26 protein-coding genes are annotated in these 24,864 nt (G+C 60.5%); 5 read left to right on the top strand and 21 right to left on the bottom strand.

Annotation, left to right across the window (positions count from 1 at the left end; all coding sequences use genetic code 11):
* Positions 1–32 precede the first annotated feature (32 nt).
* Complete coding sequence (locus tag KL786_RS08425; RefSeq protein ID WP_215517309.1) at positions 33–995, top strand: zinc-binding dehydrogenase; 963 nt, start codon at positions 33–35, stop codon at positions 993–995.
* A gap of 151 nt (positions 996–1,146) precedes the next feature.
* Here the strand turns inward: KL786_RS08425 and KL786_RS08420 are convergent, their stop codons facing one another.
* The 6 genes from KL786_RS08420 to KL786_RS08395 all read right to left on the bottom strand — a co-directional run bounded on the left by KL786_RS08420 (position 1,147) and on the right by KL786_RS08395 (position 6,455).
* Positions 1,147–1,800 (bottom strand): HAD family hydrolase, encoded by a 654-nt coding sequence (locus KL786_RS08420; RefSeq protein WP_215517308.1) that lies wholly within the window; start codon positions 1,798–1,800, stop codon positions 1,147–1,149.
* A gap of 32 nt (positions 1,801–1,832) precedes the next feature.
* Positions 1,833–2,822 (bottom strand): ABC transporter ATP-binding protein, encoded by a 990-nt coding sequence (locus tag KL786_RS08415; RefSeq protein ID WP_076964623.1) that lies wholly within the window; start codon positions 2,820–2,822, stop codon positions 1,833–1,835.
* Positions 2,819–3,619 carry an ABC transporter permease gene (locus KL786_RS08410; RefSeq protein ID WP_032863267.1) on the bottom strand — a complete coding sequence of 267 codons (801 nt, stop codon included), beginning with the start codon at positions 3,617–3,619 and terminating at the stop codon, positions 2,819–2,821. The genes KL786_RS08415 and KL786_RS08410 overlap by 4 nt, the downstream gene beginning before the upstream one ends.
* Positions 3,606–4,451, bottom strand: coding sequence for an ABC transporter permease (locus KL786_RS08405; RefSeq protein WP_215517307.1), 846 nt, complete (start codon positions 4,449–4,451; stop codon positions 3,606–3,608). Before KL786_RS08405 ends, KL786_RS08410 begins: the two co-directional genes overlap by 14 nt.
* A complete protein-coding gene (locus tag KL786_RS08400; protein ID WP_032863265.1) occupies positions 4,448–5,254 on the bottom strand; it encodes an alkaline phosphatase family protein in 807 nt (268 codons plus the stop codon). Before KL786_RS08400 ends, KL786_RS08405 begins: the two co-directional genes overlap by 4 nt.
* A 133-nt stretch (positions 5,255–5,387) precedes the next feature.
* Positions 5,388–6,455 carry an ABC transporter substrate-binding protein gene (locus KL786_RS08395; protein ID WP_076964626.1) on the bottom strand — a complete coding sequence of 356 codons (1,068 nt, stop codon included), beginning with the start codon at positions 6,453–6,455 and terminating at the stop codon, positions 5,388–5,390.
* Positions 6,456–6,804: 349 nt separating this feature from the next.
* On the opposite strand from KL786_RS08395, the gene KL786_RS08390 reads away from it, so the two are divergent.
* Complete coding sequence (locus KL786_RS08390; RefSeq protein WP_076964627.1) at positions 6,805–7,518, top strand: UTRA domain-containing protein; 714 nt, start codon at positions 6,805–6,807, stop codon at positions 7,516–7,518.
* On the opposite strand, the gene KL786_RS08385 is transcribed toward KL786_RS08390, so the two are convergent.
* The 7 genes from KL786_RS08385 to minC all read right to left on the bottom strand — a co-directional run bounded on the left by KL786_RS08385 (position 7,494) and on the right by minC (position 14,404).
* Positions 7,494–9,671: a mechanosensitive ion channel family protein gene (locus KL786_RS08385; protein ID WP_032863262.1), complete on the bottom strand. Its 2,178-nt coding sequence runs from the start codon at positions 9,669–9,671 to the stop codon at positions 7,494–7,496. The genes KL786_RS08390 and KL786_RS08385 overlap by 25 nt on opposite strands.
* Before the next feature lie 73 nt (positions 9,672–9,744).
* Complete coding sequence (locus KL786_RS08380) at positions 9,745–9,921, bottom strand: hypothetical protein (RefSeq protein ID WP_162843703.1); 177 nt, start codon at positions 9,919–9,921, stop codon at positions 9,745–9,747.
* Positions 9,922–10,108: 187 nt separating this feature from the next.
* Positions 10,109–11,398: a M18 family aminopeptidase gene (locus KL786_RS08375; protein WP_032863261.1), complete on the bottom strand. Its 1,290-nt coding sequence runs from the start codon at positions 11,396–11,398 to the stop codon at positions 10,109–10,111.
* A 172-nt stretch (positions 11,399–11,570) separates the two neighbouring features.
* On the bottom strand, positions 11,571–12,206 hold the full coding sequence (locus tag KL786_RS08370) for an RluA family pseudouridine synthase (RefSeq protein ID WP_065942377.1): 636 nt from the start codon (positions 12,204–12,206) through the stop codon (positions 11,571–11,573).
* Between the two features lie 189 nt (positions 12,207–12,395).
* Complete coding sequence (gene minE / locus KL786_RS08365; RefSeq protein WP_032863259.1) at positions 12,396–12,650, bottom strand: cell division topological specificity factor MinE; 255 nt, start codon at positions 12,648–12,650, stop codon at positions 12,396–12,398.
* Between the two features lie 3 nt (positions 12,651–12,653).
* Positions 12,654–13,466 (bottom strand): septum site-determining protein MinD, encoded by an 813-nt coding sequence (gene minD / locus KL786_RS08360; RefSeq protein WP_032863258.1) that lies wholly within the window; start codon positions 13,464–13,466, stop codon positions 12,654–12,656.
* 200 nt (positions 13,467–13,666) lie between these two features.
* The gene (gene minC / locus KL786_RS08355; protein WP_032863256.1) at positions 13,667–14,404 is read right to left on the bottom strand and encodes a septum site-determining protein MinC; all 738 of its coding nucleotides are present in this window, start codon (positions 14,402–14,404) and stop codon (positions 13,667–13,669) included.
* Positions 14,405–14,522: 118 nt separating this feature from the next.
* On the opposite strand from minC, the gene KL786_RS08350 reads away from it, so the two are divergent.
* Together KL786_RS08350 and KL786_RS08345 are read left to right on the top strand one after the other, a co-directional pair.
* Positions 14,523–15,455 (top strand): lipid A biosynthesis lauroyl acyltransferase, encoded by a 933-nt coding sequence (locus KL786_RS08350; protein WP_215517306.1) that lies wholly within the window; start codon positions 14,523–14,525, stop codon positions 15,453–15,455.
* A 35-nt stretch (positions 15,456–15,490) separates the two neighbouring features.
* Entirely contained in the window at positions 15,491–16,639 is a 1,149-nt protein-coding gene (locus KL786_RS08345; protein WP_032863254.1) for a patatin-like phospholipase family protein, read from the top strand.
* Between the two features lie 49 nt (positions 16,640–16,688).
* On the opposite strand, the gene KL786_RS08340 is transcribed toward KL786_RS08345, so the two are convergent.
* From KL786_RS08340 to puuE, 8 genes are all read right to left on the bottom strand, one after another.
* On the bottom strand, positions 16,689–17,474 hold the full coding sequence (locus KL786_RS08340) for an outer membrane protein OmpK (protein WP_032863253.1): 786 nt from the start codon (positions 17,472–17,474) through the stop codon (positions 16,689–16,691).
* The gene (locus KL786_RS08335) at positions 17,471–17,866 is read right to left on the bottom strand and encodes a hypothetical protein (protein ID WP_130898266.1); all 396 of its coding nucleotides are present in this window, start codon (positions 17,864–17,866) and stop codon (positions 17,471–17,473) included. Before KL786_RS08335 ends, KL786_RS08340 begins: the two co-directional genes overlap by 4 nt.
* 44 nt (positions 17,867–17,910) lie before the next feature.
* Positions 17,911–19,254, bottom strand: coding sequence for a nucleobase:cation symporter-2 family protein (locus KL786_RS08330; RefSeq protein ID WP_215517305.1), 1,344 nt, complete (start codon positions 19,252–19,254; stop codon positions 17,911–17,913).
* A gap of 193 nt (positions 19,255–19,447) precedes the next feature.
* Complete coding sequence (locus KL786_RS08325) at positions 19,448–20,746, bottom strand: urate hydroxylase PuuD (RefSeq protein ID WP_076964411.1); 1,299 nt, start codon at positions 20,744–20,746, stop codon at positions 19,448–19,450.
* 51 nt (positions 20,747–20,797) lie between these two features.
* The gene (locus tag KL786_RS08320; RefSeq protein WP_032863250.1) at positions 20,798–21,301 is read right to left on the bottom strand and encodes an ureidoglycolate lyase; all 504 of its coding nucleotides are present in this window, start codon (positions 21,299–21,301) and stop codon (positions 20,798–20,800) included.
* A gap of 120 nt (positions 21,302–21,421) precedes the next feature.
* The gene (gene alc / locus KL786_RS08315) at positions 21,422–22,417 is read right to left on the bottom strand and encodes an allantoicase (protein WP_215517304.1); all 996 of its coding nucleotides are present in this window, start codon (positions 22,415–22,417) and stop codon (positions 21,422–21,424) included.
* 81 nt (positions 22,418–22,498) lie between these two features.
* Positions 22,499–23,014: a 2-oxo-4-hydroxy-4-carboxy-5-ureidoimidazoline decarboxylase gene (uraD, locus tag KL786_RS08310; protein WP_032863248.1), complete on the bottom strand. Its 516-nt coding sequence runs from the start codon at positions 23,012–23,014 to the stop codon at positions 22,499–22,501.
* A complete protein-coding gene (gene puuE / locus KL786_RS08305) occupies positions 23,011–23,937 on the bottom strand; it encodes an allantoinase PuuE (protein ID WP_215517303.1) in 927 nt (308 codons plus the stop codon). The genes uraD and puuE overlap by 4 nt, the downstream gene beginning before the upstream one ends.
* 407 nt (positions 23,938–24,344) lie before the next feature.
* On the opposite strand from puuE, the gene uraH reads away from it, so the two are divergent.
* Positions 24,345–24,698 (top strand): hydroxyisourate hydrolase, encoded by a 354-nt coding sequence (gene uraH, locus KL786_RS08300; RefSeq protein WP_076964414.1) that lies wholly within the window; start codon positions 24,345–24,347, stop codon positions 24,696–24,698.
* Positions 24,699–24,864 lie beyond the last annotated feature (166 nt).

Here is a 24,864-nt window from a genome sequence, read left to right as displayed (position 1 = left end):
CGGGCTCAGTCCAGACTCACTATGGAGGCACTGTGAAAGCATTGCAAGGCGTTGAAGGTCATGTGGAGTGGGTTGAGACCCCAAGTCCTACATGTGATGTAGGTCAAGTTCGTATTCGTGTGGCGGCAGCCGGCTTGAATCGGGCCGACTTATTACAGCGTGCAGGGCTCTATCCGCCACCGCCAGGGGCTAGCGAAGTGCTGGGCCTGGAGTGTTCCGGGGTCATCAGCGAAGTCGGCGCCGGTTCGGCCTGGCAAGTGGGAGACCGGGTCTGTGCGCTGCTGGCGGGCGGTGGCATGGCCGAAGAAGTGGTGGTGGATGCACGCCACGTACTGCCGGTGCCGGAGGGGTTGTCCCTGGCCGAGGCGGCGGCGTTGCCGGAGGTGTACAGCACGGCCTGGCTCAACCTGTTCCAGTTGGCGGCGCTCAAGCCCGGTGAAAAGGTGCTGTTGCACGCGGGCGCCAGTGGCGTCGGCTCGGCAGCGATCCAGCTGTGCAAGGCGTTTGGCAGCCCGTGCTGGGTCAGTGTCGGCTCGGCGGATCGCCTGGCCTATTGCGAAGCCCTCGGCGCCCAGGGCGGTGTGGTACGTACCGACGGTATCGAGGCTTTGCGCGATTTCGGCCCGTTCGACGTGATTCTTGACCCGGTGGGCGGCAATTACGCCGCGATCAACCTCAAGCTGCTGGCCCGCGATGGGCGCTGGGTGTTGATCGGCCTGATGGGCGGGCGCGAGGCTCAGTTGGACCTGGCGCAGGTGCTGGCAAAACGCGTGCAGGTGCTGGGCTCGACCTTGCGTAGCCGTGATGATCAGTTCAAGGCCGATTTGTTCAGTGATCTGAGTCAGCATGTGTGGCCGTTGTTTGGCGAAGGGCGGTTGAGCCCGCAGTTGGCCAAGACCTTTGCGATCACGGATGCCGAGGCTGCGTTTGCGGAGTTGGCGACCAACCAGATTTCCGGGAAGTTGGTGTTGGTGATCGACGCAAGCCTGGTTTAAATACCAATCCAGGGTTGAAATGCAGCCGAAGGTGGGAGCTGGCTTGCCTGCGATAGCGGTGGATCAGTAACAAGTCTTAACCTGATACACCGCTATCGCAGGCAAGCCAGCTCCCACATTTTGATTGGGTTTCAATTCAGGAAAAGGGGTGTCAGGTCCACTGGTGGATCGGCCAGCCGGCCTGTTCTGCGTGGGCCCGCAGCACGGGATCCGGGTTCACTACCTGTGGGTAATCGACTTTGCTCAACAGCGGTAAGTCATTGCGCGAATCCGAATAGAAGTACGCGCCTTCCAGGCTTTCACCTTCCTGCTCCAGCCATTGCATCAGCCGGGTGATCTTGCCTTCACGGTAGGTCAGTACACCGACGGTCTTGCCGCTGTACACCTCATGCGCCACGTCCAGTTCAATCCCCAGCACCTCATCGATGCCAATACGCGCCGCTATCGGTGTGACCAAGTGCGTGCCCGAGGCCGAGATCACCAGGATCCGGTCACCGTTCTGGCGGTGGCGGGCGATGGTCCGGGTGGCGTCGCTGTAGATCAGCGGTTCGATAATATCTTCCACCCAGGGCTCTACCAGGTGGGCGACTTCTTCCGGGGTGCGCCCGATCATCGGTTCCAGGCTGAAGTCCATGAATTCTTCCATGGCCAGTTCGCCCCGGCTGTAGGCGGCCATCAGCTCATGGTTCTTGCGCATGAACGAGTCGGGGTCGACCCAGCCCAGGCGGCCCATCTGTTCGCTCCACAAGGTGGCGCAGTCGCCGTGGATCAGGGTGTCGTCCAGATCAAAAATTACCAAAGCCATCAGTCATGCTTCCTCAATAAACGCGGCATCCCTCAGGCTACCTCACACAGGGCAGCGGGATCGATAGAAAGTGCCAGGCGCTGGCCATCCGCGTGCAGATCCTGGGCCGAGCGATTGAGTACGTCCACCACCAATTCCACGCCCCGGGCTTCGATCCGATAGCGGATCACATTGCCCAGCAGGCTATGGCTGCGGACCAGGGCGTCCAGTTCACCGCTGTGGTTCAGTTCGATGGATTCGGGGCGAATCGCAATGCGGCTGCTGACCGGGCGCTGCAACAGTTTGCTGGCCTGCTCGGCATCCAGCAGGTTGTAGTTGCCGATAAAACCGGCCGCGAAGGCGTCCACGGGGGCGGTGTACAGGGTTTCGGCGTCGCCGCTCTGCACAATCTTGCCCTGGTTCATCAGGAAGATGCGGTCGGACATGACCAGGGCTTCTTCCTGGTCATGGGTCACGAAAATCGTGGTCAGCCCCAGTTCACGCTGGATCTGGCGGATCTGTTCGCGCAGGTGCTTGCGAATCCGTGCGTCCAGCGCCGACAGCGGCTCATCGAGCAGCAACAGGCGCGGCCGGGTGACCAGGGAGCGGGCGAGGGCGACGCGCTGGCACTGTCCGCCGGACATCTGGTGCGGGTAGCGCCCGGCCAGATCCTTGAGTTCGACCAGTTGCAGCACTTCCTGGACACGCTTATGGCTGTCGTCGCTGTTGACCTTCTGCATACGCAGGCCGAAGGCGACGTTCTGCTCCACGGTCATGTTGGGGAACAGCGCGTAGCTCTGGAACACCATGCCGATATGGCGCTTCTGTGGGCTAACAGGAACGATGTCCTGGCCGTCCAGCAGGATCTGCCCGCTGTCCACCGGCGTCAGGCCGGCGATGCAGCGCAGCAGCGTGGACTTGCCGCAACCGGACGGGCCGAGCAGGGTGACGAATTCGCCCTTGGCGATCTCGCAATTGATATCGCTGAACACCGGGGTGGCGGCATAGCTTTTTTGCAGGTGCTGGACGCTGACGAAGCTCATTGGCTTTTGTCCTTGTTCAAGAGGTTGGCGGCCCAGGTGAGCAGCAGCACGAAAAGGAAATAGGAAATGACCACGGCGCTGGTGAAGTGGCCGCTGCTGTTGCGCATGTTGTTGAGGTACACCTGCAAGGTTTCGTAGCGCGTGCCGACGAGGATATTGGCGAACACAAACTCGCCGAACAGGAACGAGAACGACAGCAGCAACGCCACCATCAGGCCCTTGCGCAGGTTAGGCAACACCACCAGGATCGCGGCCTGCCAGGTGCTGGCGCCGAGCAGTTGGGCGGCATCCATCAAGTCGCGCAGGTTGATCGCTTGCAGGTTGTTGGTGATCGCGCGGTACATGAACGGCAGCGCCACGGTGAAGTAGCAGCCAATCAGGATCCACGGCGTGCCGACCATCGCCAGTGGCCCCGAGCCGTATAACTGCAACAGCCCCACCGACGACACCACCGGCGGCACCGCGAAGGGCAGCAGGATCAGGATGTTCATCAGCGCGTCGAGCTTGGGAAAGTGGTAATGCACCACGAACAGCAGCGGCAGGATCAGCACCACCGACAGGATCAGCGCACCGACGCAGACCAGCAATGACTGACCAAAGGCGTGCAGGAAGCGCGGATCGCTCCACAGTTGCACATACCATTTGAAGGTAAAGCCAGAGGGCAGGATGGTTGCCGACCAACTGCTGGCGAGGGAATACACCAGGGTGCCAATCAACGGCAGCACCAGGATTGCGAACAGCAGGTACACCACCACGCGATGATAGAGGGCGACGGGGCTGGCTTCAGCGCGAGACATGGTAGCTCCTCTTGAGCAGCAGTTGATGGACCACGGTGACCACGGTCATCAGCGCCACCAGGATCACGGCCAGGGCACTGGCCATGTTCGGGTCCAGGGAAATATCGCCGGAAACCATCGCCGCGATGCGGATCGGCAGCACGTTGAAGTTGCCGGTGGTCAACGCATAGACCGTGGCGTAGGCGCCCAGGGCATTGGCCACCAGGATCACGAAGGTGCCCAGCAGCGCCGGGGTCAGCACCGGCAGGCCGATATGCCGCCAGTACTGCCAGCCATTGGCCCCCAGCAAAGAGGCGGATTCGCGCCAGTCTTCGCGCAGGGCATCGAAGGCCGGGTACAGCAGCAACACGCCCAGGGGGATCTGGAAGTAGGTGTACAGGATGATCAGGCCGGTCTTGGAATACAGGTTGAAGTCCTGAATGATCCCGGCCTGCTTGAGCATGATGGTGATGCTGCCGTTGAACCCCAGCAGGATGATGAAGGCAAAGGCCAGGGGCACGCCGGAGAAGTTGCTGGTCATGTTGGCAAACGCAGTGACGAAGTTGCGCAGCGGCGAATCCACCTTGCGCAGGGAATAGCTGCCCAGCAACGCGATGATGATGCCGAAGATGCTGGAGTAGAAACTGATCTCCAGGCTGTGCTTGATTGCCTGCACGTAGAACTTCGAGCTGAAGATCTTGCTGAAGTTGGCCAGCCCCCAGCCGAACTCTTCCGATTGCAGGCTGTTGACCATCACCCAGAACAGCGGCGCGATCTGGAACACGATAAAGAACAGGGCGAAGGGCACCAGGCACAGGGCGGCCAGCCATTTGCCACGGATTACTGAATTCACTTCAACAGCTCCTGGCAGACAGGTTTGTCGTGGGCCACGCCAAGCAGGGCGCAAACGGTGCCGCAGATTTCGGTTTGCTTGGGCTGGGCCTTGGGGTCGAGGCTGAACGCATCTCCCAGTACAAACAGCGGTACTTCGCGCTCTTCCGCCAGCAGGCCGTTGTGCGAGCGGTCGTTGTTCATGCCGTGGTCGGCGGTGACCAGCACCTGGTAACCGGCATCGAGCCAGCCTTGCAGGTAGTCGGCCAGGATGATGTCGGCCGAGCGGGCGCTGTTGCGGTATTGCGGGGTGTCGAGGCCGTGCTTGTGGCCGGCGTCGTCGATATTCATCGGGTGTACCAGCAAAAAGTTCGGCGCGTGCTTGAGGCGCAGGCTTTCGGCATCGGCAAACAGGTGGGCGTCCGGGTAATGATCGCTCCAGTAGAAATGCCCGTGCTGGATCGCCAGGGCCTCGTCATCGGTATGCCGGTCGCGGGCTGCGCTGAAGGGCGAGCGGTTATACAGCTCGCTGACCCAGTGGTAAGCCGCCGCTGCGGTGCTCAGGCCGGCATCTGTGGCGTAATGGAAAATGCTGCGCTGGGTGGACAGGCGCGAGACGTGGTTGTGGACGATGCCGCTGTCGATCGGCGCTACGCCGGTGAGGATGCATTCGTACAGCGGGCGGGAGAGGGAGGGCAATTCGCATTCCAGCTTGTACAGCGCTGCGCGTCCTGCGCCGACGTAGGCCTGGAGATGCCCCATGGCATGCCGGGCGACCTCGTAGTTCAGACCGTCGAGCACCACAAGGATGACGTTGTGCTTCATAGGGGCTCCGCAACAGTAAACATCGGTATGTCTGGAGGAACAGGGTCAAAGCTGTGGGAGCGGGCTTGCCCGCTCCCACACAAGCCTGTTCCCACATTGGATCTCCAGTGGATTGCCAATGTGGGTGCTGGGCTTACTGCATATTGATAATGACTTCTTCCTGCCACTTCTGCGGCAGCGCCTTGGAGGTCTTCTCCCAGGCATCGGCGTCCTTGATCGGGGTCACGCCCTTGTACTGCTCGTTGGGCAGCAGCTTGGCCTGGACTTCTGGGGGCAGGGTCAGGTGTTCGGCACGGATCGGCCGCGCATTGCCCTTGGCCAGGTTGATCTGCCCGGCATCACTGAAGATGTATTCGCGGGTCAGTTTGGCGGCGTTGGGGTGCTTGGCGTATTTGTTGATGATGGTGGTGTAGCCGGAAATCACCGAGCCATCCGATGGGATCAGCACCACATAATCATCCGGGTTGGCCATCTTGGCCTTGTAGCTCAGGCCGTTGAAGTCCCAGACCACGCCTACTTCCACTTCACCTTTTTCCATGGTGGCGATGGTCGGGTTGGCCAGGGAGATCCGCCCCTGCTTGGCGATCTCGGCGAACATCAGCAGCGCCGGCTGGATGTTCTTTTCGTCGCCACCGTTGGCCAGGGCTGCGGCCAGCACACCGTTGGCGGCCTGGGCGGCGGTGCTCACGTCACCAATCGAGACCTTGTACTTGCCGGTCTTCAGGTCAGCCCACTTGGTCGGGACTTCGGAGCCGTGCAGCAGCTTTTTGTTGACGATAAACGCGATGGTGCCGGTGTAGGCCAGTGCCCAGTTGCCGTCCTTGTCCTTGGCCCAGGCCGGGATCTGCTCCCAGGTGCTTGGCTTGTAGGGTTGGGTCACGCCCTGCTTGACCGCAATCGGGCCAAAGGCTGCGCCCACGTCACCGATATCGGCGCTGGCATTGTCTTTTTCTGCGGCGAACTTGGCGATTTCCTGGGCCGAGCTCATATCGGTATCGATGTGCTTGAGGCCGTACTTGGCCGCCAGGTCTTCCCAGGTGCCGCGCCAGTTGGCCCAGTCATCGGGCATGCCGACGCTGTTCACAGCGCCTTCTGCCTTGGCGGCAGCCTCCAGGGTTTTCAAGTCGGTGTCAGCGGCCATGGCGGCGGTGCACATGGCAATGGTCGAGCCTAACAGTGATGCCAGGAAAAGCTGTTTCATCCGAAGCTCCTTTGGGCGTTTTCAACGCTGCGTTTTTTATGATGCGCGGTTGGTTTGGTCTAGGTCAGCAATACACGAGCCAATTTAGGCGCGCTGGATGACAGTTTCATGTCGATGTCGTTTTTATAACGCCTGCGCAGGCGCCTGCCGGGTAAGCGTAGACCAATGCATGGGCCCCGTATTTACAGGACTTGGCCGATGTATTGCAGGGCGTATGAGGCAGCGGCGCAAGGCGCTGTCATCTGTCGGTCATGTGTGATGCCTAGGCTTGCACGCAATGACCGCCGCCCATTCCAGGGGCATTTGGTGCACCCAAACAGTGCTGGCCTAGTCCAGATAGGTAACGTTGATGCGTGATGAGGCAACCAAAGCGGTGACAGCCATTGGCCAGGCGCTGCAAGAGCAGATCAGCCACGGCTTATTGACGCCTGCGAGCAAATTGCCGGCCGAGCGCAAACTCAGTGAGTTGTTTGGTACCACCCGGATAACGGTGCGCGAAGCCTTGCTGCAATTGGAGGCCCAGGGCCAGATCTACCGCGAAGAACGCCGCGGCTGGTTTGTCTCGCCGCCCCGTTTGGCCTACAACCTGATGCAGCGCAGCCACTTCCACGCCATGGTCAGCGCCCAGGGTCGGGTGCCGTCTACCGAGGTCATCTCGGCACGCCTGCAACCGGCGTCGGCGGCAGTCTGCGCGTGGTTGCAACTGCCGGCCCTGTCCAGTGTGATCCAGATCTGCCGCAGGCGACGGATTGATGGGCGATTGGTGCTGTATGTCGAACACTACCTCAATCCCCAGTATTTCCCGGGGATCCTGGCGTGCGACTTGAATGAATCGATGACCGAGTTGTATGCCCGCAAGTACGACCTGCATTACGGGCGCGTGCGCTTCGAGATTGTGCCGACCTCATTGCAGGTAGAAGCGGCAGCGGCCCTGAAAGTCTCAGTGGGCAGCCCCGGGCTGCGGATCGCCCGGGTCAACTACGATCAACATGAGCGGCTGATCGATTGCGATCTGGAGTTCTGGCGCCATGACGCGATTCATGTGGGGGTGGATGTGACCTGAGTGTCCTGCGGGCCGCTCGCCGCTGTCACCACCTGCACACTCAAGCGCGGCATCGCCAGGTCCATCCCGGCCTCGTCCAGATGCCGCTTGAGCGACAGGTTGAACGCCCGCGACACCTCCCACTGCTTGATCGGCGCGGTCTTGAAGCGTGCGCGCAGGATGGCGTTGCCGGACTCGAAACTCTCCACACCCTGGAACTCCAGGGGCGACCAGATATTGCGACGTTGCAGCGGGTCGGCGCGCATTTTCTGCCCCACATCGCGCATCAGCTTGATCGCGGTGTCGATGTCCATGCTGGCGGGTACCGCGACGCGGAAAATCGCGTAGCCGAATTCCCGCGAGTAGTTCTTGATGCTCTTGATCTCGCTGAACGGGATGGTATGGACGATGCCGTCGATGTCACGCAGGCGCACGGTGCGGATGGTCAGGCCTTCGACGGTGCCCAGGTGGCCGCCGACGTCCACGTAGTCATCGATGGCCAGGGAGTCTTCGATGATGATGAACAGGCCGGTGATCAGGTCCGCCACCAGGGACTGCGCACCAAAGCCGATGGCCAGGCCGATCACACCGGCACCGGCCAGCAGGGGCGTGACGTTCATGCCCATGTTCGCCAGGGCGACGATGGCGGCGATGATAAAGATCGTCACGAACAGCACGTTACGGATCAACGGCATCATGGTCTGCGCCCGCGCGTTGGCCAGGCCTTTGCGTGAGCGGGTGAGTGCGTGATGGATCGCGGTATCGGCGAGGATCCAGATCAGCCACGAAAACAGCAGCGTACCGGCCAGGCCAAACAGCTTGACGCTGATTTCATGCCCGTCGCCTTCGGTAAAGCGGATCAGCGACCAGCCCCAGACGCGCAGGCCCAGCTCGATAAATACCAGCCATACCAACAGGTGGACCAGGGTGTAGAAGAAGCTTTTCAGCCGCTCGGAATACAGCGCATGACGCTTGTGCCCGCGTTGCGGCTTGAGGGCCTGGCGGCGCACCAGGCCATTGATCACCATGCACAACACCAGCAACACCGTGCAAAACAGCGACTGGCGCAGCGCGGTGCTGGTGTCGCCGGCGGAAACAAAGGTGGCAAACAGCGAAATACCCACCAGCAACAGTGCCGGCAAATACCAGAAGGTGCCGATGATCGACAGGGTATCCGTCAGCGCGCGGCGGGTCAGGCGCCGCGACAGCGGCTGGTTGCGGATCAGGTGGGCGATGGGGCGGCGGAAACGCAGGATGAACACACCGGTGGACAGCGCGGCCAGTACATTGGCGACCGTCGCCGCGCTGTGCGCGAGGTGGATCCCCAGGGCTTCGGTCAGGCGCGGGTCGCTCAGCGCCTCGCCAAAGGCGGCAAAACTGCCGATCAGCCACAGCGGGCGAAAAGCCTGGTGGCGCAGGATATACAGCGCCCGGTGGCGGTGCGGGCCGTCGAGTACAGAGAAGGCAATGACGCAGATCGCCGAGAAACAGGTGCCGACCACCAGCGCGTACGCCAGCACCATGGCCAGGGATTTGCCCAGGGATGAGGGCAGGGCGTAACTCATATAGACCGTGATCACCAATGCAATCAGCCAGGGCCCTAGCTTGCGCAAGGCAAAGCGCAGCATGTCCCAGGTCTTGGGGTGTTGTGGCAGTTCTTCACTGAGGCCAAAGCGCAGGCGTACCCAGTGACCGAGCCAGATCAGCGCGGCAGCCAGCAGGCTCCAGAGCATCAAAATCACGGCAAAACCGAAGATGATCGGCAGCCATTCGCTGGCCGGCAGCATCAACGCGGAAAACTCGGACTTAGCCTGGTCGAATTCGGCAGACCAGCGATTGAGCGGGCTGTCAGTGCCGGACAGCTGTTGCTCCAGGCTGGCCAGGGTCCCGCCGATCAAGCCCAGTACCCCTTGCTCGGCGGCGGGCTGGGCCTTTTTCGTGGCTTCGCGCAGCTTTTTCAGGTCGGCCAGCAGCTTGGCGCGCTGCTGGTCGTTCTCCAGGTTCTTGATCACCTCGTCCAGGGACTGCCCCAACGGCACATCGGCCTGCGGCTGGGCCTTGGAGGAGCTGCCGAGGATGCCGGGCAGGCCGACCGCCTGGGCAGGGGCGATGGGCAGCAGGGTCAGCAGACACAGGAGCAGGCAGTACGGCAGGGCAAACAGACGGGCAAGCACGAGGCGGTCAACCTTGAAAACGACAGATCGACCGAGTGTACGAGGGCGCTATGCCCAATGCGAGTGCATTTGTCTATTCGGCCAGTTTGGCGAGGATCCGGAAGACGATGGTGCCGAGGATCAGCAGCATGCCGACCCACATGCCAAACACACCGAGGTTCTTGTCGCGGAAGTTGAAGCCAACGGCCAGCAGGATCATGCCCGCGAGGATGGGGATGAGCATGGCGTGGAAGGCGGACATCGGGATCATGGTGGGGACGGCCTTGTCGTTGGAAGATGATTACCAGTCTAGGCGTGTTTGGCGCAGGGTGCCTTGATGTGTGTCAGATAGAGATGGAGTGCGGTCGAAATCGCCATCGCGAGCAAGCCCGCTCCCACATTTTGACCGCAGTCTTCTGTAGGAGCGGGCTTGCCCGCGATTGGCAGCGCCGCCGACCTCAGGGCAGGTCACGGCTCGCATAGAACGCACTCAACACCTTCACCAGGTGCGCCAGGTCATGGCTGCCGCACAGCTCGCGGATCGAGTGCATGGCGAATGTCGGCAGGCCGATGTCCACGGTGCGCACGCCAAGGTGGCTGGCGGTGATCGGGCCGATGGTCGAGCCGCAGCCCATGTCGCTGCGCACCACGAAGCTCTGCACCGGCACTTCTTCGGCCATGCACAGGTGGCGGAAGAACCCGGCGGTTTCGCTGTTGGTGGCGTAGCGCTGGTTGCTGTTGACCTTGATCACCGGGCCGGCATTGAGTTTGGGGCCGTGGTTGGCGTCATGCTTGTCGGCGTAGTTGGGGTGGATGCCGTGGGCATTGTCGGCAGAGACCAGCAGTGATTTCTGAATCGTACGTACAAACTCATCACCTTCAGGCAGCAGGCGGCGCAGGGTCTGCTCCAGCATCGGGCCGTCGGCACCGCAAGCCGAGCAGGAGCCGACTTCCTCGTGGTCGGTACACACCAGCACACAGGTTTCGTCGGTCTCGCTGGTGAGCAGGGCTTGCAGGCCGGCATAGCACGACAGCAGGTTGTCCAGGCGTGCACCGGCGATAAAGTCGCCATGCAGGCCAATCACGGCGGCGCCTTGGGTGTCGTAGAAACTCAACTCGTAGTCGAGCACCACGTCGGCGTTCAGGCCATGTTCGCGGGCCAGTTGGTCGGTGAGCACGGCGCGGAAGTCCACGCGCTCGTCACCGGCAAACTGCGCGAGGATTGGCGGCAGTTCGGTCTGGGCATTGATCGCCCAGCCCTGGTTGGCTTCCCGGTTCAGGTGGATGGCCAGGTTGGGGATAATGGCGATCGGCAACTTGAAGTCGATCAACTGGCTTTCGACCTTGCCGTCACGGCGGAACGTCACGCGCCCGGCCAGGGACAGGTCGCGGTCGAACCACGGCGCCAGCAATGCGCCACCGTAGACTTCCACACCCAGTTGCCAGAAACCCTGGCGTTGCAGCTCGGGTTGCGGCTTGACCCGCAGGCACGGGCTGTCGGTATGGGCGCCCACTAGGCGGATGCCGTCATGCAGGGGCGATTGGCGACCCATCTTGAACGCGATGATCGAGGAGTCGTTACGGGTTACGTAATAGCGACCGTTGGCCTCGGTGGTCCAGGTCTCGCGCTCGTCAAGGCGCTGGAAACCGGCGGCTTCCAGGCGTTGGGCCAGGGCAGCAGTGGCATGAAAGGGGGTGGGAGAGGCCTTGAGGAAGTCGATCAGGCCTTGATTCAACGCTTCGCGCATAAGTAGCTCCAGACAGCAATGGCGCGAGTTTACCGTCCGATGTGATAAGTGCACAGAACAAATGTGGGAGCGGGCTTGCTCGCGAATGCGGTGTGTCAGTCAGCCTTTCTGTGACTGATAGACCGCATTCGCGAGCAAGCCCGCTCCCACATTTTTGATCGGGTTGCCAATTTTAGAATGGTGCCGGGCACTCGAAGCGCAAGCGCTCGCCACTTTGCGGGTGGGTGAAGCTCAGCATGCTCGCGTGCAGGCACAGGCGCGGCCAGGCAGCCAGGGCCTGTTCGTGGGCATACAAACCGTCGCCCAGCAGCGGGTGACCGATGGACAGCATATGCACGCGCAACTGGTGTGAGCGTCCGGTAATCGGCGTCAGCTCAACCCGGCACCAATCCCCGCAACGCTCCAGGACTTTCCAGAAGGTCAGCGCGTGTTTGCCGAACTCATGGTCCACCACATGTCGCGGCTTGGTCGGCGGGTCATAGCGCAGCGGCAGGTCGATGCTGCCACTGTCCAGTTCCGGTTGGCCCCAGCACAAGGCGGTGTAGGCTTTTTCGGTTTCGCGGTCGTGAAACTGACGGGACAGTTCGCGGTGGGTGTCAGCATCCCGGGCCAGCAGGATGATCCCCGAGGTTTCCCAGTCCAGACGATGGACGATGCGGGCCTCGGGATAGCCGTTTTCCTGCAGGCGGGTGATCAGGCAGTCCTTGTTGTCGTCGGCGCGACCTGGCACCGACAGCAGAAGGGTAGGCTTGTTCACCACCAGCACAGCAGCATCCTGATGGAGAATATGGATATTGGACAGCGGCATTAAACAGCCTCGTAACAAACGCCAACGGCGGCTGCGCCAACCGCCCCCTGTAGGAGCGAGCTTGCTCGCGAAGGAATCAGGTGCGCCGCGTTCATCCTGGATAAACGCGGCGCTCTCAGGTTCTTCGCGAGCAAGCTCGCTCCTACAGGGGGCCAGGTAGCGGAGCCGCCGTGGCGACCGCCTGTTCGATCAACGATCAGGCAGGGTGATATTGAGTTCCAGAATCGAGCAGCTGCCGTCATTTTCCAGGGCGACATGCACGTCATCGTTACCGATATTGACGTACTTGCGGATCACTTCCACCAGTTCCTTTTGTAGGGCTGGCAGGTAATCCGGGGTGCTGCGTTGGCCGCGTTCGTGCGCCACGATGATCTGTAGACGCTCTTTCGCTACCGACGCAGTGCTAGTTTTTTTGGTGGAGCGAAAGAAGTCAAAAATACTCATTGTTTAGTTGCCTCCAAACAGGCGCTCGAAGAATCCCTTCTTCTGTGCATCGAGGAAGCGATGTTCCACGGTCTTGCCCAGCAAACGATCGACAGCATCGCTGTACGCCTGGCCGGCGTCGCTCTGGTCGTCGAGAATGACCGGTACGCCCTGGTTGGACGCCTTGAGTACCGCTTGGGATTCTGGGATCACACCCAGCAGCGCAACTGCCAGGATCTCTTTAACGTCTTCTACGCCCAGCATCTCGCCCTTGCTTACGCGCTCAGGGTTGTAGCGGGTCAGCAGCAGATGCTCCTTGATCGGGTCTTCGCCTTTCTCGGCGCGACGGGATTTGCTGGCCAGCAGGCCCAGCATACGGTCCGAGTCACGTACCGAAGACACTTCCGGGTTGGTCACGACGATGGCTTCATCGGCGAAGTACATCGCCAAGTGAGCACCGGTCTCGATACCGGCCGGGGAGTCGCAGACCACGAACTCAAAGGTTTCCTTGAGTTCCATCAGGACTTTTTCCACGCCTTCTTTGGTCAGCGCGTCTTTGTCACGGGTCTGGCTGGCGGCCAGTACATACAGGTTCTCAAGGCGCTTGTCCTTGATCAGGGCCTGTTGCAGGTTGGCTTCACCGTTGACCACGTTGACGAAGTCGTACACCACGCGGCGCTCGCAACCCATGATCAGGTCAAGGTTACGCAAGCCCACGTCGAAGTCGACGATGACTGTCTTGTGGCCGCGCAGAGCGAGGCCGGTACCGATAGCGGCGCTGGTGGTGGTCTTACCCACACCACCCTTGCCGGATGTAACCACGAGAATCTTGGCCAAGGTGTTTCACCCCTAAGGAAAAAGGACTTTTCGGTCCCTGAAAAACATCTCTTGAAACTCGCTGCAGGCGGACAGTCTTCGTAAGAAAAAGATGTGGTTCCCGTAGGGAAACGCCAACTTCCTATTGTTCCTACACAAGTCTTGCCGGTTTCGCTTTGCTATCAGAGTCTAGAGATGCTTGGAAAATGCGGCAGTATCCGTTAAAGACGGATGATGTTCAACACATCGCCCGACAGGCTGATCTGTACCCCGGCCCCCCACAGCGGATCACGCCGCAAATCTTCTGAAACCTTGTACTGCCCAGCGATGGACACCAGCTCAGCACTCAGTTGCTGGCAGAAAATCCGTGCCTTGGTATCACCCTTGACCCCGGCCAGTGCCCGACCGCGCATTGGGCCGTATACATGGATGTTGCCATCGGCGAGAAGTTCCGCACCGGGACTGACGGGGGCGACTACAACCAGATCGCCGCCCTGGGCGTAAATTTGCTGCCCGCCGCGTACGGGGGAGGTGATGATCTTTGTAGGCTTGATCGTCGGCTCGGGTGGTTTTTCCGGTTTTTTCTTCACTTCAGTTTCCACCGGGTCGAGCACGCGCTCGCGGGCGCCGGACGGTGGCAATACTGGCAGTTCAATGGCGATGGCCGCAGCGATGTCTTCAATACGGCTGGCGCGAATGGCCAGGGTGCGCAGGCCATGTTGGCGGCACACGCGCATCAAGCCCGGCAGATCAACGGCGCCCTGGCCGGCTGGCAATTTGTCCAGGGCCAGCACCAGCGGCGCATTGTTGAAGAAATTCGGCGCGAGGGCGACTTTGGCGGCAAGCTGGCGATCCAGTGCGTCAAGGTCGTTGCGGGCCAGTTCCAGCACAGTAATGGCCAGCATGCTGCCCTTGAGCTGGAATACGGGATCTTGGTCTAGCGATTCAGTTTGGCTCATGGTCGGCAAAGCGGCTTGTCACGAAAAGTGTCGAGACTTATAACGAGAACATCCGCTAGCCGCAAGCCGGGTCGAACCGTTGTAGAATGCGCGGCCCTTGTCTTTACCGGAATCTGTAATGGATCGCCCGCGTTTTCGAGCTGTATTTTTTCACCCGCGCTTCTGGCTGTTGTGGCTGGGACTTGGTGTGCTGTGGTTGATCGTGCAGCTGCCATACCGGGTTTTGCTGGGGATTGGCCGTGTCCTGGGTGCGTTTATGTACCGGGTGGCCGGTGAACGTCGGCGTATTGCCGCGCGAAACCTGGAACTGTGCTTCCCGCAAATGTCCGCCCAGGAGCGTAAACATTTGCTCAAGGAAAACTTTGCGTCCACCGGCATCGCCTTCTTCGAGATGGCCATGAGCTGGTGGTGGTCCAAGCCGCGCCTGGCGCGCCTGGCCCATGTCGAAGGGCTGGAACACCTCAAGCAGGCACAACTGGAAGGCAAGGGCGTGATCCTCATGGCCCTGCATTTCACCACCCTGGAGATCGGCGCTGCCTTGCTGGGCCAGAAGCACACCATCGACGGCATGTACCGTGAGCACGGTAACCCGTTGTTCGATTTCATCCAGCGCCGTGGTCGCGAGCGCCACAACCTCGATTCCCTGGCGGTAGAGCGTGAAGACGTGCGCGGCATGCTCAAGCTGCTGCGCGCCGGCCGGGCGATCTGGTATGCGCCGGACCAGGACTATGGCGCCAAGCAGAGCATTTTTGTGCCGTTGTTCGGCATCCAGGCCGCCACGGTCACCGCCACCAGCAAGTTCGCGCGACTGGGCAAGGCGTTGGTGGTGCCGTTTACCCAGCAGCGTCTGGCGGATGGCAGCGGTTACCGCATGGTGATTCATCCGCCGTTGCGCGACTTCCCCGGTGAGTCCGACGAAGTCGATTGCCTGCGCATCAACCAATGGGTGGAAACCGCGGTGCGCGAGTGCCCCGAGCAATACCTGTGGGCTCATCGCCGCTTCAAGAGCAGGCCGCCGGGCGAACCCAAGCTGTACGAAAAGCGTCGCTGAACGAACAGACTGTCCCCCGCCCATGGAGTTATGCAATGCGCCCAACTGAACCGGTCACTGGCTTGATTCTTTCCGGCGGCGGGGCGCGTGCGGCGTATCAGGTCGGGGTGCTGGCGGCGATTGCCGAACTGTTGCCGCCGGGCGCGGCCAATCCCTTCCCGGTGATTGTTGGCACCTCGGCCGGCGCAATCAACGCCGTGAGCCTGGCCAGCGGGGCCATGGATTTTACCGCCGCCATTGAGCGTCTCACCGCCTTCTGGCAGGGCTTTCGCAGCCATCTGGTACTGCGCAGCGACTGGCCGGGGGTGATTCACCAGGCCAGCCGCTTCTTGACCCGCAGCCTGCTGGGCCTGGGATCGCCGGTGCCGGTGGCGCTGCTCGACAGTTCGCCACTGCGGGAACTGTTGCAGGAAAAATTGCATTTCGAAGGCATCAATGAGGCGATCCGCCATAAACACCTGCACGCCGTCGCCGTGACGGCGTTCGGCTATGAGTCGGGGCAGGCGGTGACGTTCTATCAGGGTGGCGGCACCATCGACGCCTGGCTGCGCCACCGGCGCATTGGCCTGCCCACGGAGTTGACCGTGGAGCACCTGTTGGCCAGTTCGGCGATTCCGTTGCTGTTTGCGCCAGTCAAACTCGATCAGGAATATTTTGGCGATGGCGCTGTCCGGCAGTCGGCGCCGATCAGCCCGGCTTTGCACCTGGGGGCGAGCCGGGTGCTGGTGGTGGGCGTCAGTGGCAACCCGCGTTCCGTTGACCCGAATGAGCCGCAGCAACGCACTTACACCGGCCAGCAGCCGACCCTGGCGCAGATCGGCGGGCATATGCTCAACAGCACGTTCATTGACAGCCTTGAGAGTGATATCGAGTTGCTGGAGCGCCTCAACCAGTTCAGCCATCTGCAGCCGGCCGACAGCGCCGCGCGCGGTCTGGCACCGGTAGACGTGCTGGTGATTGCGCCCAGCCAGCCAATCGACGAGATTGCGGCGCGCCATCGCCAGGAACTGCCGGCGGCGTTGCGTCTGTTTTTACGTGGGCCAGGGGCGACCAAGACCAGCGGGGCGGGGGTGCTCAGCTATCTGCTGTTCGAGGCGGGGTATTGCAGCGAGTTGATCGAGCTGGGCCGGCGCGATGCACTGGCCAAGCGCGAAGAGTTGCAGCGGTTCCTGGGCTTGGCCTGATCCCTTGTAGGAGACAAGCTCGCTCCTACAGGGGGCCTGTGTTCAGGCTTTAGAAGTGGTACTTGACCAGCAGGCTCGCCGTGTCCTGATTGGTCTCGAACGCGCCGCTGTCCTGGATCCCGTACTTGTTCTTCCAGTAGTCGTATTCAAAGCCGACATACAACTGCTTGGCGCCCCAGCTCATGGCCTTGCCCAAGTCATATTTGACCTGTGGGTTGAAGTGCAGGTTGGCGTGGTAAGTGCCACGGGCGTTCTTGTCGTTATCCACCACCCAATCCATGAAACCGTCGATCAGCACGTCGGAGTTGCCCACGGGAATGGTGTACGACCATACCGGCGTGATCTGCCATACGCCGTCACCCGGGCGATTGCCTTCGGTCTGGCGCTGGTAGAAGTTCAGCTGGAAGTAATCGAAGCCGGGGATGTTCAGGTCAAATGCCGGGCCTACCAGGTAGGACTCATTGTCGCCTTCGCCGAACTCGTAAGTGAACGCCAGCAAGACATCTTTGATCGGTCCGAAGGACAAGTCTTTATCGAAGATCTTGCCAAACGACAGCCGTGGGCTGAACTCGCCATAGTAAGTATTGGGGCCGACATTGCCGTCTTCCTTGCCGTTGTAAAAGATACGGTCGAGGAAGAAGAAGTTGTCGCCGTACTTCCACGCATCGGCATGTTCAAAGGTGACGGTTTGCTGGATCTCTGGGTTGACTTTGAAGTTCTTGCCCCACAGGTAAGTCAGGCTGTTGTTCTGCCACTGCAGCAGGTCACCCGCCATCGCTTGGCCCCCAACCAACAGGGATCCTGCCAACATAAGGCTGTTCACGGTACGTTTCATTCGGTTGCTCCCGAGCTAAGGTTTTGTGGTTTTTCTTCTACGCAGGCGCTCTGGTGTGGCGCCTTTTGGTTCGCTGCAAAAATCGTCTGTTCGGTCAGCTTTAATGCTTTTAGCAAGAGCTGCGCCAAGGTGTTTGAAAAGCCAAAAAATCCCCGTCGGCTGCAAGGGATGCAGTCGAATTCAGAGGACTTTTGCGCACTTTGGCAGCCAACATAAGGCCGGGATAAGTTGGCCTTTAAGTCAGCTTTTACATTCGCTGTTTTTTTTTGAGTCGATTTGAGCGGGCGCGGAGAATACTGGCTCCAGAGCCTGTGCTCAAGTGCGCTGTAAAAGAGCGCGAGGGGCGAGAATGGGGCACGGCGTGTTGCCGGCCCCAGGTGAATGGCGTGCATGTGGATATTCCCTGTTCGTTGTTATTTTTGTAGTCACGAAGGAATCAATGCGTATGGGCGACTTCGGGTCGTTCTGAACCGCCCAGGATGTTGAACAACACGTTCAGCGACAACGCACTGAGCGTGGCCATGGCAATGCCGCTATGGGTAATCGGGCTCATCCACAACGGCAACTGGGCGAAGAACTCCGGGCGTACCACCGGAATCAGGCCCATGCCGATGCTCACGGCCACCAGCAACTGGTTACGGCGGTCGGCGATGTCGGCTTCCTGGAGGATCTTGATCCCGGTCGCCGCGACCATGCCGAACATCGCGATGGCCGCACCACCCAGCACCGCAGGTGGAATCGACGCGACCAAAAACGCCGCCTTGGGCAGCAGGCTCAGCACAATCAGAAAGGCCCCGGCCATGATCGTCACCGAGCGGCAACGCACGCCGGTCATCTGCACCAGGCCGATGTTCTGGGCGAAAGAGGAGTGGGTGAAGGTGTTGAAGAACCCGGCAAAGAACGATGCGCCGGCATCGCACAGCAGGCCGCGCCGTAGCATTTTCGGGGTGACTTCCTGCCCGGTGATCTTGCCCAGGGCCAGGAACATGCCGGTGGACTCGACGAAGATAATCACCACCACCAGGCACATCGACAGGATCGGCGCCAACTCGAACGTGGGCATGCCGAAGTGCAACGGCGTGACCACTTGCACCCACGGCGCCTGCTCCAGGCCACCGAGGTCGACCATGCCGAGCAAACCGCACAAGGCATAGCCCAGGGCCATGCCGATCAGCACCGAGATATTGACCCAGAAACCGCGCATGAAACGGTTGATCAACAGGATGGTGGCGAGTACCAGGCCGGCGATGGCCAGGTAGATCGGTGAGCCGAATTGCACAGCGGTAGCGCCACCGCCGGCCCAGTTCACCGCGACAGGAAACAACGAAAGACCGATAGCCGTAATCACGGTACCGGTCACCAACGGTGGGAAGAAGCGTACTACCTTGGACATGAATGGGGCGATGACCATGCCAAAGAACCCGGCGGCGATGGTTGCGCCGAAGATCCCTTGCAGGCCGATACCCGGCATGCCTGCCATGGCGACCATGCTGCCGACGGCGGCGAAACTGGCGCCCATCATCACCGGCATGCGAATGCCCAGCGGGCCGATGCCAAACGACTGGACCATGGTGGCGATCCCCGCCACCAACAGGTCGGCGTTGATCAAAAAGGCGATTTCTTCACGGCTCAAGCCCGCGGCTTGTCCGATGATCAGCGGTACGGCCACGGCGCCGCCGTACATCAGCAGTACATGTTGCAGGCCTACCAGGATCAGTTGCAAAAGTGGAAGCCGCACCATGGCGGGCGCGGCAGGAATCTGCGGTTCTAACTGGGACATGCAACACCTCGGATCTTTTTTATTTTTGTGTTGTTTGGCAGTCAATTGCCATTTGGAGCTCGATCTCAAAATCACCGCAGATCCCCTGTGGGAGCGGGCTTGCTCGCGAAAACGGCGGCTCAGTCACCTTAAGGGTTGAATGACACACCGCATTCGCGAGCCCGCTCCCACATTTTGGATTTGCGTCAGGCTGTCAGTTAGTGCGGGCCCCCTGATTGATCCAGCTACCAATCAACTCGCGTTCCTGCTGAGTCATCTGGGTAATGTTGCCCAGCGGCATGATCTGGCTGGCAACCGCCTGCGCTTGAATGCGCGCCGCTTGCTGCTGGATCTGCGCCGGGGTATCGAACATCACCCCGGCCGGTGCTGTGCTGAACAGCGGGCTGGTGGGCTTGGCCGAATGGCACACGGTGCAACGCTCTTCAATCACGCTATGTACCTTGCCAAAATCCGTCGAGGCCTGGGCCGGAGCCGCTTCTGCTGCCGGTGCTGGCGCGGCGGGAGCTGCTGGCTTGAGGCCGCCACCCAACGCGGTTTCCGGCAATGGCTGGTACTCGATCGCTGCTGGCGCCTTGGCCACATCCGGCGTGGTAGCCACGGGTTTTGGACCGGTGACATAAGCCAGGCAGATCATCGCCAGGGCGCCGACCGGCAGGGTCCAGGCGTATTTCTGGCTGTCGTGGCGGGTGTTGAAGTAGTGACGCACCAACACCGCCGCCACCGCGATCCCGGCCAGGATCAACCAGTTGTACTGGCTGCCGTAGGTGCTCGGGAAGTGGTTGCTGATCATGATGAACAGCACAGGCAGGGTGAAGTAGTTGTTATGGCGTGAACGCAACAGGCCCTTGGCCGGCAGTGCCGGGTCTGGCGTGCGGTTTTCCGCGATCGCCGCCACCAGCGCACGCTGGGCCGGCATGATGATGCGGAACACGTTGCCGACCATGATGGTGCCGATGATGGCGCCCACATGCAGGTACGCGCCACGGCCACTGAACACCTTGCTGAAGCCATAGGCGGCGCCGATCAACAGCACGAACAGGATGAAGCCGAGCAGGGCAGGGCGTTTGCCCAGGGCCGAGTCGCACAGAAAGGAGTAGATGAACCAGCCGGCGAACAGTGAGCCAATGCCCAGCAACACGCCTTCGGTACCGCTGAGGCTGCTGCCGGGGGCGAGCAGGTACAGCGTCGGGTTGAGGTAGAACACCACGCAGAGCAGCGCGACGCCCGACATCCAGGTGAAATAGGCTTCCCATTTGAACCAGTGCAGGTTGTCCGGCATGGTCGGTGGGGCCAGTTTGTATTTTTCCAGGTGGTAGATACCGCCACCGTGGATCGCCCATAAATCGCCAGCCAGGCCGCTTTTGGGGTTGACGCGGTTCAGGTTGTTTTCCAGCCATACGAAATAGAAAGACGCACCGATCCAGGCCACGCCAGTGATCATATGAACCCAGCGCACGCTAAGGTTCAGCCATTCCAACAGATGTGCTTCCACAGTCTTTACCTCTCGCCCGTCACCCTTGTTGTCGGGTGATCGGACCTTCTCTTATTGGTGGGGGGCAAGGATCAACCGCTCATCCTCTTTGAAAAAATGCTCATCGCAGTTATTGCCTGTGCCACTGCGATCAACCACCAGGAAGTCATCCCGCTTTTCGATCGTCAGCACCGGGTGGTGCCAGACGCCGCGATGGTAATTAATGCCCTGCCTGCCGTTGGTGACGAAGGCGCGGACCAAGCCTGATACAGGTTCATCGCCAACCGGCGCGACCACGATCAGAAAGGGGTTGCCGAGCAGCGGGATAAAGGCCTGGCTGCCCAGCGGGTGTCTTTCCAGCATGCACACGGTCAACGGCATGTCCTGCGCATCGGCGCGGAAGATGCTGATGATGGCGTGGTCTTCTGGCGTGGCGGTCTCGACCGTCGCCAGTTTATGAAAGCGCATGGTCGAGCCGTTGTTGATCATGAAGTGATCGCTGCCTTCGGTTTCGATAACGTCTCCGAAAGGGGCGAAGGCTTCTTTGGTCAAGGGTTCGATCATCAGTGTGCGCATGGCTGTCTTCTTATCCGGATTCTGTGTTGTTTGTTCTGGCGCCTTCGCGAGCAAGCCCGCTCCCACATTTGGAATGCATTCCCCTGTGGGAGCGGGCTTGCTCGCGAATGGCATCACCGCTTACTTCGAAACCTTGCCGAAAACCCGCAGGCGGCTCACACCACCATCCGGGAATACGTTGAGGCGGATGTGGGTGATCGGGCCCAGTGCCTTGATCTGCTCGGCGAAGGTGTGTTCGGCGTGCATTTCCAGTTTCTGTGCCGGCAGCAGTTCGCGCCAGAACAGCGATTGGGTCTCGATCTGGCTGTCGGTGCCGCCTTTGACGAACGCGCCCTGGATCGAGCACGTGTCCGGGTAGTTGCCCTTGAAGTGCAGGGTGTCGACCACCACTTTTTCGATCTCGCCGGCATGCCCCAGCGCGACGATTACCCAGTCATTGCCAGGCGTGCGACGGCGTGCGGTTTCCCAGCCATCGCCCATGTTGATGCCGCGGCCCGGGTTGAGGATGTTGCCCATGCGCCCGAAGTGTTCATCAGAGCAGGCCAGTGCGCGACCGCCATTGAGGGAGGAGGCCAGGTCCACTTGTTCGTTGTCACCCACGGTCGACCAGTCGCGGAACGGAATGCCGTACACCCGCAGACGCGCTACGCCGCCATCCGGGAAGATGTTGAAGCGCAGGTGGCTGAACGCCTGGTCGTTGTTGATCTCGTGGAAGTGATGGCTGTTGCCCTGCAACTCTACGGCGGACAGCACTTCGACCCACTGGGTGTTGTCATCGGGCTCGCCCGAAGCCAGGAAGCAGCCTTCCAGGGACGCCGATGGCGGGAAGTTGCCGGTGAAGAATGAAGTGTCGATGTCCACGCCCTTGATCGAACCCGGTACGCCCAGGCGGATCACCGCGCTGTCGAAGCCTTCGAAGCGCTTGCGGCGGGACTCCCAGCCGTCCATCCACTTGCCGTTATCATCGAAAACGCCCTCCTTCCATACGGCCGGGGTCGGCTGGAACAGTCGGTTGGCGTCGGCGAACCAGTCATCGGTCACAGAAATGATCTTGGTGCCCAGGCGGGCGTCGGCCAGGTTGACGAACTTCTCGAAAGGTACGGGTTGCGCTTTCATTCTTCTTGTCTGCCTTAAATAGAGTGGCTTGGGATGCTTGCCAGGCCCTGGGCGTTGATCGATTCGCTCGGGCCAGGTTTGCTAAAGGGTCAGTAATCGGAACAACGCGATCTTGTTGATCTCTGCCAGTGCGCACTTGAACTCGGTCTCGACCGGGTTGTGGATGCGCGTTTCAAACGCGGCGAGGATCTGATGCCGGTTGCTGCCTTTTACCGCCATGATGAAGGGAAACTTGAACTTGGCCTTGTAGGCGTCGTTCAGCTCGGTGAAGCGCGAAAACTCGTCGCTCGAGCATTGGTGAATACCGGCGCCAGCTTGTTCGTTAGTGCTGGCTTCGGTCAGTTGGCCCTGGACGGCAGCTTTACCGGCCAGGTCCGGGTGAGCGTTGATCAGGGCCAGTTGCCTGGTGTGATCGGCGCTCAACAGGATATCGCTCATGCGCTGGTGCAGGGTCTCGATCTCATCGATCGAAGCGTCCTGGCCCAGGTCGAAGGCCTTTTCGGCCACCCATGGCGAGTGTTCATAGATATCGGCGAAGGCGGCGACAAATTCATCGCGGCTCAAGGTCGAAGGCTTCAAAGTCTGGAAAGCGGTCACTTGGCGGCTCCCTGGAAGGGGTGGGTTTGATGCCAGTGGCGGGCAATATCGACGCGGCGGGTGAACCACACCTGCTCATGGCCCTTGGCATATTCAAGGAAGCGCTTGAGGGCAGCCAGGCGCGCTGGGCGGCCGATCAGGCGGCAATGCAGGCCGATGGAGAGCATTTTCGGGGCCTCGGCACCTTCGGCATACAGCACATCGAAGGCGTCCTTGAGGTATTCGAAAAAGTCGTCGCCCTTGTTGAAACCCTGGACCTGGGTGAAGCGCATGTCATTAGTGTCCAGGGTGTAGGGGATCACCAGGTGCGGCTTGCCGGTCGGGTTGTTCGGTTCCCAGTAAGGCAGGTCGTCGTCGTAGGTGTCGCAGTCATACAGGAAGCCGCCTTCCTCCATCACCAGCCGCCGTGTGTTGGGGCCAGTGCGCCCGGTGTACCAGCCCAGTGGGCGTTCGCCGGTCAGCTCGGTGAGGATACGGATGGCTTCGAGCATGTGCTCGCGCTCCTGGGCCTCATCCATGTACTGGTAGTCGATCCAGCGGTAGCCGTGGCTGCAGATCTCGTGACCGGCGGCGACCATGGCACGGATCACATCGGGGTGGCGCTGGGCAGCCATGGCCACGGCGAAGATGGTCAGCGGAATGTCGAATTCCTTGAACAGCTTGAGGATGCGCCACACGCCGGCACGGCTGCCGTATTCGTACAGCGACTCCATGCTCATGTTGCGCGCGCCTTGCAGCGGTTGGGCCGAGACCATTTCCGAGAGGAAGGCTTCCGACTCTTTGTCGCCGTGCAGGATATTACGCTCACCGCCTTCTTCGTAATTGAGTACGAACGACAGGGCAACGCGCGCCTTGCCCGGCCAGTGAGGGTGCGGTGGGTTACTGCCGTAACCGATCAGGTCGCGTGGGTAGTCAGCGCTCACTGCAGTCTTCCTTCTTGTTCGTGATCGATGGTGTGGCGGTCGTGGCGTCACAGCGATGGGCTGATTGTATACAACTTGATGGTCACTTTGTAAGCCTGTATTTCTGCATTTTTTCCAGGCGGTAGCAGAGGCCTATCCTTGCAAGAAACTTGCCCGATTGGTCAACTAAAATATGAAAAACCATCTGTAGGAGCCGGCTCGCTGGCGATGGCATTCTTGCTGTTGTCGCATCTGTGGTCGATACACCGTCATCGCCGACGAGCCGGCTTCTACGGGGGGGAGGGATGTTTGTTGAATTTATTGTGTACAATTTTTTTGAAAAGTGTCTTAATCGGCCATCGCCGGCTTTTCATTGCCCTGCAAAGGTGCAGCCTCTTTATTAATCCACGACACGGGAGCTCCGATCCATGGGACGACTGACCACACACGTACTGGACGCCGCCCACGGCTGCCCAGGCAGCGCCATCAAGGTTGAACTGTTCCGCGTCGAAGGCGCGCAACTGGAGCTGGTCGCCAGTGCCCTGACCAACAGCGATGGCCGTTGCGACGCGCCGCTGCTGCAAGGTGATGACTACCGCAGTGGTGTCTACCAGTTGCAGTTCAGTGCCGGCGACTACTACCGCGCCCGTGGCGTGCAACTGCCGGAACCTGCGTTTCTCGATGTGGTAGTGCTGCGTTTTGGCATCAGTGCCGAACAGGATCACTACCATGTGCCGCTGCTGATTTCGCCCTACAGCTACTCCACCTATCGCGGTAGCTGAGTCGTCACCTCGCTTCACACCCCCAAATGCTCTTCGTTGGTTTCGCCCGCTCACACTGCGGGCTTTTTTTTGCCCGCTCTGTAGGAGCGAGCTTGCTCGCGAAAAACGTCAACGATAACGCGCGTTGTCTGGCTACACGCGGCGCTCTCAAGTTCTTCGCGAGCAA

Origin of the sequence: Pseudomonas sp. TAE6080 (assembly GCF_018732265.1) — a bacterium.
GTDB classification, from domain to species: domain Bacteria; phylum Pseudomonadota; class Gammaproteobacteria; order Pseudomonadales; family Pseudomonadaceae; genus Aquipseudomonas; species Aquipseudomonas brenneri.
This window is presented reverse-complemented; position numbering and strand designations above follow the sequence as displayed.

Coding starts and splice junctions, on each gene's coding strand:
- KL786_RS08395 (WP_076964626.1), bottom strand. CDS start 6,455: ATGAAACAGCTTTTCCTGGCATCACTGTTAGGCTCGACCATTGCCATG.
- KL786_RS08350 (WP_215517306.1), top strand. CDS start 14,523: ATGGATCGCCCGCGTTTTCGAGCTGTATTTTTTCACCCGCGCTTCTGG.
- KL786_RS08375 (WP_032863261.1), bottom strand. CDS start 11,398: ATGCGCGAAGCGTTGAATCAAGGCCTGATCGACTTCCTCAAGGCCTCT.
- KL786_RS08330 (WP_215517305.1), bottom strand. CDS start 19,254: ATGTCCCAGTTAGAACCGCAGATTCCTGCCGCGCCCGCCATGGTGCGG.
- KL786_RS08320 (WP_032863250.1), bottom strand. CDS start 21,301: ATGCGCACACTGATGATCGAACCCTTGACCAAAGAAGCCTTCGCCCCT.
- KL786_RS08415 (WP_076964623.1), bottom strand. CDS start 2,822: ATGAGCTTCGTCAGCGTCCAGCACCTGCAAAAAAGCTATGCCGCCACC.
- uraH (WP_076964414.1), top strand. CDS start 24,345: ATGGGACGACTGACCACACACGTACTGGACGCCGCCCACGGCTGCCCA.
- KL786_RS08410 (WP_032863267.1), bottom strand. CDS start 3,619: ATGTCTCGCGCTGAAGCCAGCCCCGTCGCCCTCTATCATCGCGTGGTG.
- KL786_RS08345 (WP_032863254.1), top strand. CDS start 15,491: ATGCGCCCAACTGAACCGGTCACTGGCTTGATTCTTTCCGGCGGCGGG.
- KL786_RS08400 (WP_032863265.1), bottom strand. CDS start 5,254: ATGAAGCACAACGTCATCCTTGTGGTGCTCGACGGTCTGAACTACGAG.
- minC (WP_032863256.1), bottom strand. CDS start 14,404: ATGAGCCAAACTGAATCGCTAGACCAAGATCCCGTATTCCAGCTCAAG.
- KL786_RS08340 (WP_032863253.1), bottom strand. CDS start 17,474: ATGAAACGTACCGTGAACAGCCTTATGTTGGCAGGATCCCTGTTGGTT.
- KL786_RS08380 (WP_162843703.1), bottom strand. CDS start 9,921: ATGATCCCGATGTCCGCCTTCCACGCCATGCTCATCCCCATCCTCGCG.
- minE (WP_032863259.1), bottom strand. CDS start 12,650: ATGAGTATTTTTGACTTCTTTCGCTCCACCAAAAAAACTAGCACTGCG.
- KL786_RS08335 (WP_130898266.1), bottom strand. CDS start 17,866: ATGCACGCCATTCACCTGGGGCCGGCAACACGCCGTGCCCCATTCTCG.
- KL786_RS08420 (WP_215517308.1), bottom strand. CDS start 1,800: ATGGCTTTGGTAATTTTTGATCTGGACGACACCCTGATCCACGGCGAC.
- alc (WP_215517304.1), bottom strand. CDS start 22,417: ATGAAAGCGCAACCCGTACCTTTCGAGAAGTTCGTCAACCTGGCCGAC.
- KL786_RS08370 (WP_065942377.1), bottom strand. CDS start 12,206: ATGCCGCTGTCCAATATCCATATTCTCCATCAGGATGCTGCTGTGCTG.
- KL786_RS08390 (WP_076964627.1), top strand. CDS start 6,805: ATGCGTGATGAGGCAACCAAAGCGGTGACAGCCATTGGCCAGGCGCTG.